Raw genomic sequence first — 13953 nt, forward strand, 5'->3', positions numbered from 1 at the left:
TGGTGGGGCATCCGGGCCCCGTCAAAATCCGTTTCTGTTTCTGCTAGTCGTTGAACAATACCGTTGCTTTCAGCAAGGCGATCGCATTGGCCATGCCAACTTCCAAGTTTTTCTCGATCTCGGCCATGGTGATTTCACCCTCCACCACACCAGCCGCCCAATTGGCTACCACCGAGATATTTGCATAAGCCAAACCCAGTTCCCGCGCCAGTGAGGTTTCCGGCATGCCGGTCATGCCCACCAAGTCGCAACCGTCGTTAGCCATGCGTTTGATTTCGGCTACAGTTTCCAGCCGCGGCCCTTGGGTACAGCCGTAAGTGCCTGAGGGAGTTATCGAAATATTTGCCTGTTGCGCGGCTTGCATAATGCGGGCGCGTAGCGACGGTGTGTAGGGCTCGGTGAAATCGATATGTGTGACATGCTCCAGATCGTCGGCAAAAAACGTATGTTCCCGACCATAGCTGTAGTCTATCAATTGATCCGGAATCGCAATAACGGCCGGTGCCATCTTTGCGCCGATACCGCCGACCGCCGCGACGCCGATAATCTCGGAAACGCCCAGCTGTTTTAAACCCCAGATATTGGCTCGGTAGTTGATCTTGTGCGGCGGAATCCGGTGCGGATTGCCGTGGCGGGCCAGGAAAACCAATTTCTGGCCATTTAGCTCACCAAGCAGATAAGGCGCGGATGGTTCACCGAAAGGCGTGGTCAGGCGTTCTTCACCAGTGATGGTGAGTTCTTCGATTTGGGTGAGGCCGGTACCGCCGATGATAGCTAATGTCATAACACGTCCTTGCAGGCAAATACGCCTGGCGCGTTTCTAAGATAACCTTTGTAATCCATGCCGTAACCAAACAGATAGTGATTGGCGACGGTGAGACCGATAAAGTCCGGCTCAATGGGCTTGGTAACTTGCAAATCTTTGTCGAACAGCGCAGCGGTATAAACGGCGCTGGCGCCTTGCTCCCGGCAATATTCGACAATAGCATGCAGCGTATGGCCTTCGTCGAGAATATCGTCCACCACCAATACCGTACGGCCGGCCAACGGTGTCGTGGGTTTAAACAGCCAATGTATGTCGCTGCCGGAGGTGGTGTTGCGGTAACGACTGGCGTGGACGCTGTCCAGATTTAACGGAAAGTCCAGGCGGGGCAGTAATTTGCCGGTAGCAATAATGCCGCCGTTGATGACGCATAACACCAACGGATTGCTGTCTTGCAGTTTGTCGGTGATCGCCGCCGCCATGCCATCCAACGCCGCTTCGACTTCCTCGGCGCTGTGTAGCAACAGCGCGTGTTGTTTAACGATGCCGATTTCTTCAAGCATGGGATTCATAAAACTCCGTGATTTGTTTGGAAACGGTTTGCCATTTGTCATTTTTTACCAAGGCGTCCTTGTCGAGCAGGCATTTACCGCGCATGGCTTGTAAGCGTTGTTCGCGTTTACTGCTTTGGCTGATAGGCAGCTTGTCCAGCACTTGTTCGGCGGCTGCCGAATTGTTGCAAACCAGCAGCATATCGCAGCCGGCTTGCTGGGCAAGACCGGCGCGTTCGGTGAAGTCGCCTATGCTCGCCGCACCTTCCATACTTAGATCGTCGCTGAAAATGGCGCCATCAAAGCCCAGTTCGCCGCGTAGAATGGTCTGTAACCAGAAGCTGGAAAAACCGGCCGGATAGCGGTCCACTTGCGGATAAACCACATGAGCCGGCATGATGGCTTCCAGGCCTTGTTCAATCAGTTGTTTGAACGGCAATAGATCTTGCCGGCGGATGGTTTCCAAGTCGCGCTCGTCGACCGGCAGCGTCAAATGCGAGTCCAGCGCCACCGCGCCATGGCCGGGAAAGTGTTTGCCGGTGGCCGCCATGCCGGCGCTACGCATGCCTTGTCGAAACGCGCCGGCCAGTTCTCCGGCTAATTTCGCGTCTTGGGAAAATGAGCGGTTGCCGATGATCTCGCTAACGCCGCAATCCACATCCAGCACCGGCGCGAAACTAAAGTCCACATCCACCGCCAGCAGTTCACTAGCCATCAGCCAGCCGGCAGCTTCTGCCAACTCGGGTTGCTCTGCGTAAAATGCTGCCGCCGGCAAGCGGGTAAAGCCGGTTTGAAAGCGTTGCACCCGACCGCCTTCCTGATCGACGGCGATCAAAATGTCGCCATGACGCGCGGCGCGGATTTGTTTAATCAAATCGGCGACTTGCCGAGGACTGTCGTAATTTCTAGCGAACAGGATTAAGGCGCCGGTATTGGGGTGAGCAATTTTTTCTTTGTCCAGCGCGCTGAGGCTGTGGGCCTCAATGTCTATCATGACCGGGCCGATAGCTTGTGGTTTCATGGTGATAAATGGTGAAAATGGAATATACTTTTGGTCTAACCATCACATTATATGAGGAAACCGTGCGAACATTTATATTGTTGATCAGTTTGATGCTGTTACCGACGATGACTTGGGCCAATTCCGGCGAGAAGAAAGCCGACGAGAGTGCGGGTCCGGTTATTGAGTATGTGGAGATGAAACCTAAGTTCACCGTCAATCTGGCCGAGCCTAAAAAATATTTGATGCTGAATGTGCAACTATTGGCGGAAGGCGCCGAGCACGTTGAAAAAATAAAAAAACATATGCCGGTTTTACGCCATGAGATGATCATGATGCTGAGCGGTATGAAAAGCGCCGATTTGCAAACCATGGAACAGCGTGAAGCGCTGCGAATGAAGACCAAACAATTGATCACCGATTTGTTGACCAAGAGTCAAAATAGCGACGGCTTTCGCGACGTGTTCTTTTCGGAGTTTTTGATCAATTAGTGGTCCCGATAAACCAAAGGCCTGATTTTAAAAAGCTTGCAGCGATGCGAGCTTTTTTTGCACGGTCATTTTTCCTATTAGCCTAAATCTTCGGCTAAGCCTCAGACCCGGCTACCCAATGCCATGGGCGGACTGCTTCGAAAAACCCATGAAGCTTGGATTCGCGCGTGATCGGTATAATCCCCTTACCCAAATTATGTGCTGCTTGCAGATGAAGCTATGTCTACGCCATTAATTTACAAAGGTCGCGCCAGTATCAGTAATGTCGCTGGGCGCTTTGAACGGCAAAGCCCGGTGGCTGAGGACGATGGTTGGGGCAGTCTGGATGCGGCACTACCGCCGCTGCCGACCGAAGTGATCATCGATAGCACCAAATCGGTGATTACTTACAACGATTCGCCGGATATACCGTTCGACAGGTCGATAAATCCTTATCGCGGCTGCGAGCATGCTTGTATTTATTGTTTTGCCAGGCCGACCCATGCTTATCTGGGTTATTCCGCCGGACTGGATTTCGAAAGTAAAATTCTGGTTAAGCCCAATGCCGCCCAATTACTGCGGGAGGAACTAGCCAAACGCAGTTATCGCTGTGCGCCGCTTGCTTTGGGTACCAACACCGATCCTTACCAACCCCTGGAACGGCAGCAGCGAACCATGCGGCAAATCTTGGAAGTGTTATCCGAGACCCGGCATCCGGTCAGCATCGTCACCAAGTCGGCGTTGGTCGAGCGCGATATTGACATTCTCGCGGACATGGCCGGGCAGGGTTTGGTGTCCGTTTATCTGTCGATTACCACCTTGGATAGAACGCTGGCGCGAACCTTGGAGCCGCGGGCTGCGGCGCCGCAGCGGCGGTTGGAGGCTGTCGCCCGCTTGCGGGCAGCGGGGATTCCGGTTGGGGTGATGGTGGCGCCGCTGATTCCGGTGCTGACCGATTACGAATTGGAAAGCATTGTTGGCGCCGCCCATCAAGCCGGCGCACAGAGTGTGCAATACATCCTGCTGCGTCTGCCCTTGGAAACTGCGGATTTATTTAAAGAATGGCTGCAACAAAACTACCCCTTAAAAGCCGAGCATGTAATGAATCGGGTGCGGGATAGCAGGGGTGGTAAAGCCTATGATGCGGCTTTTCATCAACGCCAAACGGGCAGTGGCAGTTATGCCGATTTGATTGCGCAACGATTCAAGTTGATTACCAAAAAGCTGGAACTAACCCGTTCGCTGCCACCGCTACGCAGCGATTTGTTTCGCCCGCCAAACTTAGGCGGACAAATGAGTTTCGATTTTTTCGATTGACCCCAAAGTCACACTTCGATTTCCTCCTCATCCCGTCGTTCCAGCAAACCTTGCTCCCGGATCATGGCTTTAAAACCTTTCATCACCGGCCGAGAAATTGCGGTTTCCGCCATCAGGCGTTTTTCGTATATCAAGTTTTTCAAAGCTTCGTCGTCTTCGTCGGCGCGGGCTGTCTCGATCAAAGGATGCAGATCAGCTTGCAGAATTTGTCCAGGCAAGTGTTTGACGCAGTCGTAAAGTAGCGCCATCACCACTTTTTCCGTCGGCCGCATTTTGCATTTGCCGTCGATGATTTTCAGCATCACCGTTACCGCGCAATCGACGTGGATGGGGCTTAGGGGATGGCTGTTCACCCATTGTGCGACGTGTTCGGGCGTCATCCGATCTCCTCGCCGGCGGCGGTGCGTTTAGCATAGTCCAGCAAGGATTCCTCGACCGCTGCATACGCATATTCCGATACGGCGCGGACGCCGATGGCGTTAACTTTTGCGGTCGGACCGTCACCGATGCGCGCCACGAACACCGCATAGCAGTCTTTAATGGTTTCCAAAATGCCGGGCATTGCGGACTCGTCGGCGTGTTGGCCCAGGCAGTAGTTGGCTACTTCGCGGGTTTCCAGTAACTCGCAGCGGGTCTCGCTGGCGCTATACACCGAAAATTTTGTGGCGTGGCCGAAATGTTCGTTGATGGAAATATTGTCTTTGGTGGCGACGGCCAGTTTTAAAGGGAACTCAGTCATGCGCATTCGCTTGTTTAGATTTCATGTAAGAGGCTCTTGATTAGGTTTGGTTAAACCCAAGCAAGAGCAATACCAAATGCGGCTAGGGCCTTAATTACGGGGTTTTAGCGAGGATCAATGCGGAGAAAAGCGTAGCGGCTTGTCGAGTTTGCAACAATTGCCACTGACAAACGGTTTAGTCTTCGTGCTTTTTTAGGGTGCTGCCAGCCGGTTTGAAAGTATGTAAATCCACGCTGGGCTCGGTGCCTTGCGCGGCGCAGCCCCAGCTTAGTTGCTGATCCTGGGTGAAGCGTTTGCCCAACTGCCAGGCGATTTCGGCGCGCGCCAGTTCCACACCCAGATAAAAGGCGTGGCCGCCGTCGGTTTCCACGTGCAACTTAGGGTACAAATCGAAGGGGTCTTGCGCCGTGTGCAGACCATCGCGGTTGAACACATGAATGCCTTCGCTGCTGACTTGAATACGGTAGCTGGGGTCTTTAATTTCCGCTGCCAAACTTACGATTTCCTCGCGGCTATTCAAAAACGGCGAGCTATCATGCACGGTCAGCAAATCCGGGGCGATGTGTTTGGGCAGGGTATTGTGCTGCTTGGCGGTGTACATGATGCGGCGGGCGCTGTCGGCTTCCTTGATCGCCCGCCGCGCGTGTTTACTCACTTCGGTAGCCAGAATATGGTTGATATTCAGCTCTGAGCAAATCCCCAGCAACATCGCATTTATGCCCGAGGTGTCGGCGTGGGTCAGTTCAGTGAGATTGCCGACCCCCATCATCATTTCTACCTGCGGATAGCGGCGGCGGAATTCATGATTGCGGACGATGGAGTCGGTGAAACCGAAGTGAATCGGGTCCAGAATCGGGTCGACGATGAAGGCGCGGTTTTTCGCGCTCAAGATTTCGATGGCTTTATCCAGCGTGCTCAAGTCGCCGTGCGTTTCCGGAATCAGAATCGGCGTGGTCGCCACTTCCTCAGCTATCCACAGGCTTTTGGTGGTCAAGCTGAGCATGTAATCGGCCCCAGCCTGGCCGCCGGCCAGCAGGTCGGCGTCTTCCAAGGAGTCAATGCTGACGGTGAAGCCTTCTTGTTTCAAGGTGCGAATGCACTCGGTCAGATGCGGAAACGGCGTGCCGGGCAGGCAGCCAATGTCGATCACGTCGGCACCGTTGGCTTTGTAGTAATAAGCCCGCTCGATCACCGCCTCGACGCTGATGCTGGGTGCATCGGTAATTTCCGCGAAAATTTTGGTTTGGTATTGGCTCAGGTCGTAATGCTGGGCGGCCATGCCAAAATGCTGGGGCAGATCTTTGATCTCTTCTGGACCACGCTCGAACGGCACGCCAAAGTGCTGGCCCAGCGCCTCCAGATCGCCGCGGCAGCGGCCAGGTAAGATCACCCGATCAGCGCCTTGCGCGTCGGGCATGCGGCGGATGATCATGTCGCTGGTAATCAACGCGGCCACCGTTACGCCCATCACATACACTTTGTATTGAAATTCCGGCTGCATTTTTTCCAATACCTGCCTAACTTGCTTTTCCGCCAATCGACCGGTGACGAATAGAATGCGCTCGGTCATAAGCTGGCTAGCCGGGCGTTGACCGCGACGATCAGTTGCTCGACATCATCAACCACTTGCGTGTAAGGAAAAGAACGGATTTTATCGGTGGCTTCCAGATCGATAGGGCGCGGATAGACCATGAATTTTTTCTTACCGGGCGCGGTGGTTTCGATTTCCGGCTGGGTGTCGCAAGGGTAAACGATGCTGGGCACGCGGCATTTGCCGGCTTGGGAATACAGATTGGTGACCAGCGAATCGGCGATGCCCAGCACGCATTTGGCAATGGTATTGGAGGTGGTGGGGGCCATCACAAAGGTGTGGTAATAGCCCTTATAAAACAAGCCCACCGGCGGCGCGGAGGCGGCTTTATCGCGATATACCGGCATCTTGGCTCTAACGTCTTCCAGACGAATACCGTACATTTTCAAGACTTCCTCACCGGCCTGGCTCAAATACAAATCAACATTGTCCAGCGTCAGCATGTATTCAAGACATTCTTCTATATAGTGCCCGGAGCCGGTAATGGCCCAGGCGAGACGAGGGGTGGTCATGGGGTATGTAGTAGTTTTGTGGATGGTGCATTATACGTGAAGATGGCGGCGAATCGACCGCTCGCCGCTAAGGCCCCGATATGTGCAACCTAGGTTTATGCTATGAATTCATGAATTTGTAAGATTGGGCTTACAATATCGTTTGAATTCGGCTGGCTTGGTTTGCCGATCTAAATCCGACCTAAACAGCCTATTTCATTGCCACGATGGACAGTTTACATTTTTCAGAACAGGACAGCGCTGACGCTCAATCAAAACCGCACATTATTGCGTTTGCCGGGGCCAAGAGCGGCGTCGGTAAAACCAGTGTGGTGGCTAATGTAGCGGCAGCGATGGCATTGCGCGGCAAGCGCGTTTGTGTGTTCGATGTCGATACCGGCTTGTCCAATATCAACACATTACTCGGGCTGCGGCCGGCGCACCGTTTGGAGCAGGTGCTATCCGGCGAAAAAACGATTGCTGAGGTTTTGCTGAAAACCGGCGAGGATGTGGGCGTGGTGTCCGCCGCAAGTTTAATGGGCGGTATACCTGTTTCTGCCGCGCAGATGAATAAGCTGTCGGAAGTATTGACCGAGCTGGAAGCGCAATTCGATTATTTTTTGATCGACACCGCTGCGACGCATACCGAAACCGTGCTGCGCTTTATCGAGCTGGCGCAATCTACGTTTTTAGTGGTCAGCGGTGATCCGGCTGCGCTAACCGATGCCTTTGCGCTGCTGAAGGCTTTGAATGCCCGTCAGTATTCGGGCAGCCTGCGCGTGGTTGTCAATCAGGCCGTTGATTATCCGGCCGCGACCGATACCTATCGACGCTTTGCCGCCGTGGCGGAAAAATGTTTGAAACTAAAAGTCGAGTACGGCGGCTTTGTCATTCGCGACGAAAATCTGCCTAAAGCCGTCGCTTTGCAAATGTCGGTGGTGGATTTAGCCGCCAATTCTCCGGCTAGCCGTTGTTTGTTTGCGTTGGCGGACAATATTATCAAGCATATCGGCAGCGAAACGGCCGGCAATGGGCTGTTGGATTACTGGCAAGCCTTGTTAACCCCCGCGCCGTTCAAACATACGGTGGCCGATATTTCCGATAGCGAACCGACTGCGGCGATTAATTCCTGGCTTGCAGCCGATAAAACGGAGCTTAGTGTCAGCGAGTTGAGCCGGCGGCTGTTGTCGGCGATGAAACATCAATTGCTCGATCAACCGGAGCTGGAGCGTTTTACCGGCGAATTTGTAGAAGCCTACTGCGAGCAGTTCGGCCGTTTTCCGAATACCTTCAAACAGCTGTTTTATCGCTGGCTGGAAACTGAAAATTATGCCGAGCCTAGATTGGTCGAATTGCTGACGACCTTGGAGGCTTTGCATGCGATGCGTTATCAACGGCCGATGTTTAGCCTGGAAGAAAACGCGGCTCGATTGGTTGCGCAACTGCAAGGGCAGCAGGGGCCGCATCGCGAGTTGGTGGAGCAGCTATGCACGGCCTATCGGCAGGCTTTTCACGAAGAGGTCTTCGATGCCGAACAGGTCCTGCTGGAGCGCATGCAAGCCGATGACTTCACCGAACAGCGTTTCGAGGCATTGCTGCAAAAATTGCGGGACGGCTTTCAGGCGCGTTTCAAGCGGCCTTACCAAAGCCGGCACGAACTGGCGCTGGCATCCGCTGTCGAGGCTTTAAATGTCATGGGCGTCGATCAACAAAATTTGCAGGATGAAATCACTATGCTGATGCATGGCTTTCAATTGCTGGGTTCGCGGCGAGAAAAGTTGCTGACTGTTCTCAACGCCTTGCAAAACTCCGGTTTGCCACTCCCAGCCTCGGCCGTCCGGGATAATTGAGGTAGTTCTTTAAGCGCGGGCGCAAACCCAGACATCAACTTTGCCGACCCCGGCTTGCTTTAGCGCTGCCGCCAGCGCAGAGGCGGTAGCGCCGGTGGTCATGACGTCGTCTATGATTGCAATATGTTGAAAATTTAATGGTTTAACGACCTTAAACGCCAAACGCATGTTTTTCCGGCGCTGCTTGGCCGGTAAGCCGGTTTGATGGCCGGTATCGCGCTGGCGAGCGCAGCTATTTAAATCCAGCGGAATGCCGAGTTCCCTGGACAAATGCCGGGCAATTTCTATCGACTGATTGAAACCACGTTCCCGATAGCGCCTGGGATACAGCGGTACGGGTAACAGGCAATCCGGCAGCTCCGCACTATCGGCAATATGTTGAGCCAGCAAGGCTGCCATTAAGCGGGCGTTTTTATAATCGTTGGCGAACTTTAATTGGCCGATCAAATAGCGCATCTGGCTTTGGTACAAAAACGGCGCATAGGTCTCATCGAAGGCGGGCGATTTTTTCAGGCAACGGCCGCAGAGTTGCGGCACCTCTATTGCGGTCTCGAAGTGTTCCCCGCATCGGTAGCAGCAAGACAGGTTGCGCGGCAGGTCGGTTAAGCAGCCCAGGCATAAATCCAAATTGCCGTATCCCGGACTTGCGCATAACACACAACGTGGCGGCAGCAATTTCTTCTGTATAATGTTCAGCCAGTTGTTTACCATAATTTTAAATATAGGTTGATAAGTCGCTGCTTGGCACGGCTTTGTCCTCACTCTCGGAGATTATCAGAATGTCTGCAAGCCAGAAACCCTTGGAACCAATGGCTACCATCCGTCACGACTGGCAGTTACCCGAAGTCGAAGCTTTGCTGGCGCTACCGTTTAACGACCTGATTTATCAGGCGCAAAGCGTGCATAGAGTGTATTTCGATCCTAACGAGGTACAGGTTAGCAGTCTGTTGAGCATCAAGACCGGCTCCTGTTCCGAGGATTGTGGCTATTGTCCGCAAAGCGCGCGCTACGATTCTGATTTAAGTCCAGAAGCTCTGATGCCGGTGGATGCGGTATTAAAAGCCGCACAGCAAGCCAAAGAGCAGGGCGCATCGCGGTTTTGCATGGGCGCCGCTTGGCGTAGCCCCAAGGACAGGGACATCGAGAGAGTCGTAGAAATGGTGCAGGGCGTGAAGGCGCTAGGTATGGAGACTTGCGTCACGTTGGGCATGCTCAGCGATAAACAGACTCAAGCCTTGAAAGACGGCGGTCTGGATTATTACAACCACAACTTGGATACATCCGAAGACTATTATTCCGAAATCATTACCACCCGTACCTATCAAGACCGCTTGGATACGCTGGAGCGGGTGCGCGATGCCGGTATCAACGTCTGCTGCGGCGGGATTGTCGGTATGGGCGAGTCGGAGACTGACCGCGCCAAGTTGTTGTTGCAACTAGCCAATATGCCCAAGCATCCGGAAAGTGTGCCTATCAATATGTTGGTGCAGGTGGAAGGTACGCCGTTGCACGGAATAGAAGCGCTAGATCCTATCGTGTTTGTACGCACCATCGCCGTCGCTAGAATTCTAATGCCGCAATCGCGGGTACGTCTGTCAGCTGGCCGCAAAGCCATGAGCGACGAGATGCAGGCTTTGTGTTTCTTGGCCGGCGCCAATTCGATTTTCTACGGCGATAAGCTGCTGACCACCGATAACCCGATGACCAACCACGACCAGCAGTTGTTCGAGCGTTTGGGAGTGCGGATGGGCGGTTCCAGTTACGCCTAATGGCCAACGCTTTCTACGATTTTACCGCCGAACTGCGGCAGCTGGAGCAGGATAATCTGTATCGGCGGCGCCGGGTAGTCGATGGTCCGCAAGGCATCATGCAGAATGTCGATGGTCGACAATTAATCAATTTTTGCAGTAACGACTATCTGGGGCTGGCCAATCATGCCGAGGTCGCGGCAGCATTCAAATTGGGTGTGGATCGCTACGGCGTTGGTAGTGGTTCTGCACATCTGATTTGTGGGCACAGCGCTGCCCATCATGCTTTGGAAGAGGAATTGGCGGCTTTTACCGGGCGGGAGCGGGCCTTGCTGTTTTCCACTGGCTATATGGCAAATCTGGGTGTGATTTCCGCATTGCTGGGTCGCAGTGATACTGTGTTGGAGGACCGCTTGAATCACGCTTCACTGCTGGATGGGGGTTTATTGTCGCGGGCGCGCTTTCAGCGCTATCGGCATGCGGATGTTCAAGACTTGCAGGCTAAGCTGTCGAATGCTGTGGGCAAGGCTTTGGTGGTCAGCGACGGCGTGTTCAGCATGGATGGCGATTTGGCACCGCTGCCGGACATGGTGGCGTTGGCCGAACAGCATCATGCCGGTTTGCTGATCGACGATGCCCATGGTTTTGGCGTACTCGGTAAAAACGGCGGCGGCATTGTCGAGCATTTCGGTTTGAGTCAGGATGACGTACCTATTCTGATTGGCACTTTAGGCAAGGCGTTTGGGACGTTCGGTGCCTTTGTGGCCGGTTCCGATAACTTTATCGAGATGTTGATTCAAAAAGCCCGGAGTTATGTGTTTACTACCGCGCTGCCTGCGGCTGTTGCCGAGGCGACTCGCGCCAGTTTGCGGGTGTTGCAAGCTGAGTCTTGGCGGCGCGAACAGGTGCAAAATCTAATCTCCCGTTTCCGGCAAGGTGCGCAACAACAAGGCCTGCGACTAATGGACTCTTTTACCGCGATTCAACCTGTTCTGATTGGCGACAGCGGCCAAACCGTGGCGGCTAGTCAGCGTTTGCTGGAGCAAGGATTTTGGGTCAGTGCGATTCGACCGCCGACCGTGCCGGCCGGCAGCGCTCGCTTGAGGATCACCTTTTCCGTTAATCACACCGAACAACAGATCGATGCCTTGTTGGAGGCATTGGCTAAGGCTTTGCCATGACTGGAATTCATAGAGAAATATACGGCCAGGGCAGACCATTAGTCATGCTGCACGGTTGGGCGATGCATAGCGGCATTTGGCGTGATTTTGCCAGGCAGTTGGCTCGGCATCGCCAGGTGATTTGCCTGGATTTACCCGGTCACGGTCGCAGTGCCGGGTTGGATGCGTATGATCTACCGGCTATTACTTCCGCGTTATTCGATGCGATTCCGGTCAATCGCTTTAGCGTGTTGGGCTGGTCACTGGGCGCGACGGTGGCTTTGGATATGGCGGCGCGCTGTCCCGAGCGATTGCAGTCGCTGTTCTTGTTATCAGGCAATCCGAATTTTGTTAAGACTGCCGATTGGCCGGGAGTGAGGCCGGAGGTGTTGGATGGTTTTGTCGCCCAGCTTAGTGATGACACGAAATTGACCTTGCAACGCTTTTTGGGTTTGCAAGTGCAAGGCTTGCCTGAGAGCCGGCAGTTGTTACAGCAATTGCGCTTGGCCGTGCAGGAGTGCGATGCCCCGACGCGCGATGCGTTGCAAGGTGGTTTGCAAATTCTGAAAAATAGCGATTTGCGCAAGTCCGTCGTGGGGTTGCGCTGTCCGATCACGGTCATGCAAGGCGATAAAGATACTTTGATTCCGGTGCAAACCGGGCAAGCTGTAAAGACTTTAAACACACGCGTCACACTACATGTTCTGGCAAGTGCCGGACATGTGCCATTTTTATCGCACGCCCAGCAGCTATGCGACATCGTTGCCGCGGCTGAATGAGTTTTGCCGTGTTGGATAAAGCCAAAATTAGGCGTTCATTTGCGGCGGCGGCTGGAAGTTATGATTCGGCGGCGATGTTGCAACGCCAGGTGGGATCGGCCTTGCTGCAAAAATTTCCGTTGCAATCCGCGCCGGGTTGGGTGCTGGACGTTGGGTGCGGCACCGGTTTTTTGACGCGCCGTTTGCCGTTAGATTGTCTGAATCAGTCTTGTTTGGCATTGGATATTGCATTGCCTATGCTGCAAGCGTCGCGACGGAACAACGGTGCTTTACCGGTCGAATATGTTTGTGCCGATGCCGAAAAACTACCGTTTGCGGATAACAGTCTGCAACAGGTTTATTCGAATCTGGCCGTGCAGTGGTGTCAGGACTTGCCGGCGGTGTTTGCCGATGTGCGGCGATTATTGCGCCAGTGTGGGCAACTGGTATTTTCAACCTTCGGTCCGGAGACCTTAAGAGAGCTGAAAGCGGCTTGGACTGGTGTCGACGACTTTGCTCATGTTAACGATTTTTATAGTGCGGGGCAGATTTGCGGTTTTTTACGAGCTGCCGGTTTAGCGCGGGTCGATGTGGACACTGTGATGTATCGTTTATCTTACCCTTCGGTGATGGCTTTGATGCATGAGCTAAAAGATCTTGGGGCGCATAACGTTAGTGATGCCAGAAATCGGCGGCTCACCACCCGTTCGCAATTGCAGCAAATGATGCGGCAGTATGAAAACAGCATGGTAAACGGCGAAATAGTGGCCAGCTACGAAATTATCTTCGTGCGGGCAAGGTCATGAAATCTGCGTTCTTCATTACCGGTACCGATACAAATGTCGGCAAAACCTGGACGACTATTGCCTTGATGCGCTGTCTGCAAATGCAAGGCTTGACTGCGGTGGGTATGAAACCGGTGGCCGCCGGCTGTGAATGGCATGACGGCATGCTGAAAAATTCCGATGCGCTACTGATGCAGCAATACGCTTCAGTGCCACTGGAATACCGGGAAATCAATCCCTACGCTTTTGAAGCGGCAATTTCTCCGCATCTGGCATGTGGTGACGTTGAAGTTTCGATGGATGTTATTGCGGACGGATTTGTCCGATTACAACAACGGGTTGATGTAGTGCTGGTCGAAGGGGCGGGTGGCTGGTATTCGCCGTTGAGCAGTGATTTGGACAATGCCGGTCTGGCGCAAGCGTTACGGTTGCCGGTGATTCTGGTGGTGGGTGTCAGGTTGGGTTGTATCAATCACGCGCGCTTGACGATGTCGGCCATACGCCGGAGCGGTTTGTCCTGCGCCGGTTGGGTGGCGGTGCAAATTGATCAGGCCATGCCTGGTTTTGATGGCAATCTGACTTATCTACGTGAGCTTATAGATACACCTCTGTTGGGGGTTTTGCCGTTTTCAGCCGCCGGCGATTTTGATGTGTTAGCTTCTAAATTGAGTTTGCCAAACTGGCAAAAAGTTGATGTACATCAAAAAAAATGATGAACAGATGTTCAAAA

At 53.5% G+C, this 13953-nt stretch carries 16 protein-coding genes; 8 read left to right on the forward strand and 8 right to left on the reverse strand.

What is annotated here, in order from left to right:
• Positions 1-43: 43 nt before the first annotated feature.
• From ACR64Q_RS07165 to nagZ, 3 genes are read right to left on the reverse strand one after another with little or no spacing between them, the layout of a single operon-like run.
• Complete coding sequence (locus tag ACR64Q_RS07165; protein WP_313734080.1) at positions 44-784, reverse strand: S-methyl-5'-thioinosine phosphorylase; 741 nt, start codon at positions 782-784, stop codon at positions 44-46.
• Complete coding sequence (locus ACR64Q_RS07170) at positions 781-1326, reverse strand: hypoxanthine-guanine phosphoribosyltransferase (RefSeq protein WP_313735067.1); 546 nt, start codon at positions 1324-1326, stop codon at positions 781-783. Before ACR64Q_RS07170 ends, ACR64Q_RS07165 begins: the two co-directional genes overlap by 4 nt.
• Positions 1319-2335 carry a beta-N-acetylhexosaminidase gene (gene nagZ, locus ACR64Q_RS07175; RefSeq protein WP_313734081.1) on the reverse strand — a complete coding sequence of 339 codons (1017 nt, stop codon included), beginning with the start codon at positions 2333-2335 and terminating at the stop codon, positions 1319-1321. The genes ACR64Q_RS07170 and nagZ overlap by 8 nt, the downstream gene beginning before the upstream one ends.
• 62 nt (positions 2336-2397) lie before the next feature.
• Here nagZ and ACR64Q_RS07180 point away from each other — a divergent pair, with 62 nt between their 5' ends.
• Both ACR64Q_RS07180 and ACR64Q_RS07185 read left to right on the forward strand, forming a co-directional pair.
• Entirely contained in the window at positions 2398-2805 is a 408-nt protein-coding gene (locus ACR64Q_RS07180) for a flagellar basal body-associated FliL family protein (RefSeq protein ID WP_313734082.1), read from the forward strand.
• Positions 2806-3024: 219 nt separating this feature from the next.
• Complete coding sequence (locus ACR64Q_RS07185) at positions 3025-4101, forward strand: PA0069 family radical SAM protein (RefSeq protein WP_313734083.1); 1077 nt, start codon at positions 3025-3027, stop codon at positions 4099-4101.
• 8 nt (positions 4102-4109) lie between these two features.
• On the opposite strand, the gene ACR64Q_RS07190 is transcribed toward ACR64Q_RS07185, so the two are convergent.
• From ACR64Q_RS07190 to ACR64Q_RS07205, 4 genes are all read right to left on the reverse strand, one after another.
• Positions 4110-4481, reverse strand: coding sequence for a hypothetical protein (locus tag ACR64Q_RS07190; RefSeq protein ID WP_313734084.1), 372 nt, complete (start codon positions 4479-4481; stop codon positions 4110-4112).
• A complete protein-coding gene (locus ACR64Q_RS07195; protein ID WP_313734085.1) occupies positions 4478-4840 on the reverse strand; it encodes a NifB/NifX family molybdenum-iron cluster-binding protein in 363 nt (120 codons plus the stop codon). Before ACR64Q_RS07195 ends, ACR64Q_RS07190 begins: the two co-directional genes overlap by 4 nt.
• Positions 4841-5015: 175 nt before the next feature.
• Positions 5016-6410, reverse strand: a complete 1395-nt coding sequence (locus ACR64Q_RS07200; protein WP_313734086.1) for a DUF6513 domain-containing protein — start codon at positions 6408-6410, stop codon at positions 5016-5018.
• Positions 6407-6943 (reverse strand): flavoprotein, encoded by a 537-nt coding sequence (locus ACR64Q_RS07205; protein ID WP_313734087.1) that lies wholly within the window; start codon positions 6941-6943, stop codon positions 6407-6409. The genes ACR64Q_RS07200 and ACR64Q_RS07205 overlap by 4 nt, the downstream gene beginning before the upstream one ends.
• A gap of 206 nt (positions 6944-7149) precedes the next feature.
• Between ACR64Q_RS07205 and ACR64Q_RS07210 the strand changes: the two genes are divergently transcribed.
• Positions 7150-8772: a nucleotide-binding protein gene (locus tag ACR64Q_RS07210; protein WP_313734088.1), complete on the forward strand. Its 1623-nt coding sequence runs from the start codon at positions 7150-7152 to the stop codon at positions 8770-8772.
• Between the two features lie 9 nt (positions 8773-8781).
• Here the strand turns inward: ACR64Q_RS07210 and ACR64Q_RS07215 are convergent, their stop codons facing one another.
• Positions 8782-9483 carry a ComFC family protein gene (locus tag ACR64Q_RS07215; protein ID WP_313734089.1) on the reverse strand — a complete coding sequence of 234 codons (702 nt, stop codon included), beginning with the start codon at positions 9481-9483 and terminating at the stop codon, positions 8782-8784.
• A 68-nt stretch (positions 9484-9551) separates the two neighbouring features.
• Between ACR64Q_RS07215 and bioB the strand changes: the two genes are divergently transcribed.
• The 5 genes from bioB to bioD are packed head-to-tail and all read left to right on the forward strand — an operon-like array spanning position 9552 to position 13936.
• Positions 9552-10541 carry a biotin synthase BioB gene (gene bioB / locus ACR64Q_RS07220; protein WP_313734090.1) on the forward strand — a complete coding sequence of 330 codons (990 nt, stop codon included), beginning with the start codon at positions 9552-9554 and terminating at the stop codon, positions 10539-10541.
• Entirely contained in the window at positions 10541-11701 is a 1161-nt protein-coding gene (gene bioF / locus ACR64Q_RS07225) for an 8-amino-7-oxononanoate synthase (protein ID WP_313734091.1), read from the forward strand. The genes bioB and bioF overlap by 1 nt, the downstream gene beginning before the upstream one ends.
• Positions 11698-12459, forward strand: a complete 762-nt coding sequence (gene bioH, locus ACR64Q_RS07230) for a pimeloyl-ACP methyl ester esterase BioH (RefSeq protein WP_313734092.1) — start codon at positions 11698-11700, stop codon at positions 12457-12459. The genes bioF and bioH overlap by 4 nt, the downstream gene beginning before the upstream one ends.
• A complete protein-coding gene (gene bioC, locus ACR64Q_RS07235; RefSeq protein WP_313734093.1) occupies positions 12456-13244 on the forward strand; it encodes a malonyl-ACP O-methyltransferase BioC in 789 nt (262 codons plus the stop codon). The genes bioH and bioC overlap by 4 nt, the downstream gene beginning before the upstream one ends.
• Entirely contained in the window at positions 13241-13936 is a 696-nt protein-coding gene (gene bioD, locus ACR64Q_RS07240; RefSeq protein ID WP_313734094.1) for a dethiobiotin synthase, read from the forward strand. The genes bioC and bioD overlap by 4 nt, the downstream gene beginning before the upstream one ends.
• The last annotated feature ends 17 nt before the right edge of the window (positions 13937-13953 follow it).

This window comes from Methylomonas sp. 2F7 (genome assembly GCF_057126975.1).

What these genes read in the sequence shown, in the direction of transcription:
- ACR64Q_RS07165 (WP_313734080.1), bottom strand. Translation starts at nt 784, where the DNA reads ATGACATTAGCTATCATCGGCGGTACCGGCCTCACCCAAATCGAAGAA.
- ACR64Q_RS07170 (WP_313735067.1), bottom strand. Translation starts at nt 1,326, where the DNA reads ATGCTTGAAGAAATCGGCATCGTTAAACAACACGCGCTGTTGCTACAC.
- nagZ (WP_313734081.1), bottom strand. Translation starts at nt 2,335, where the DNA reads ATGAAACCACAAGCTATCGGCCCGGTCATGATAGACATTGAGGCCCAC.
- ACR64Q_RS07185 (WP_313734083.1), top strand. Translation starts at nt 3,025, where the DNA reads ATGTCTACGCCATTAATTTACAAAGGTCGCGCCAGTATCAGTAATGTC.
- ACR64Q_RS07190 (WP_313734084.1), bottom strand. Translation starts at nt 4,481, where the DNA reads ATGACGCCCGAACACGTCGCACAATGGGTGAACAGCCATCCCCTAAGC.
- ACR64Q_RS07195 (WP_313734085.1), bottom strand. Translation starts at nt 4,840, where the DNA reads ATGACTGAGTTCCCTTTAAAACTGGCCGTCGCCACCAAAGACAATATT.
- ACR64Q_RS07200 (WP_313734086.1), bottom strand. Translation starts at nt 6,410, where the DNA reads ATGACCGAGCGCATTCTATTCGTCACCGGTCGATTGGCGGAAAAGCAA.
- ACR64Q_RS07205 (WP_313734087.1), bottom strand. Translation starts at nt 6,943, where the DNA reads ATGACCACCCCTCGTCTCGCCTGGGCCATTACCGGCTCCGGGCACTAT.
- ACR64Q_RS07210 (WP_313734088.1), top strand. Translation starts at nt 7,150, where the DNA reads ATGGACAGTTTACATTTTTCAGAACAGGACAGCGCTGACGCTCAATCA.
- ACR64Q_RS07215 (WP_313734089.1), bottom strand. Translation starts at nt 9,483, where the DNA reads ATGGTAAACAACTGGCTGAACATTATACAGAAGAAATTGCTGCCGCCA.
- bioB (WP_313734090.1), top strand. Translation starts at nt 9,552, where the DNA reads ATGTCTGCAAGCCAGAAACCCTTGGAACCAATGGCTACCATCCGTCAC.
- bioF (WP_313734091.1), top strand. Translation starts at nt 10,541, where the DNA reads ATGGCCAACGCTTTCTACGATTTTACCGCCGAACTGCGGCAGCTGGAG.
- bioH (WP_313734092.1), top strand. Translation starts at nt 11,698, where the DNA reads ATGACTGGAATTCATAGAGAAATATACGGCCAGGGCAGACCATTAGTC.
- bioC (WP_313734093.1), top strand. Translation starts at nt 12,456, where the DNA reads ATGAGTTTTGCCGTGTTGGATAAAGCCAAAATTAGGCGTTCATTTGCG.
- bioD (WP_313734094.1), top strand. Translation starts at nt 13,241, where the DNA reads ATGAAATCTGCGTTCTTCATTACCGGTACCGATACAAATGTCGGCAAA.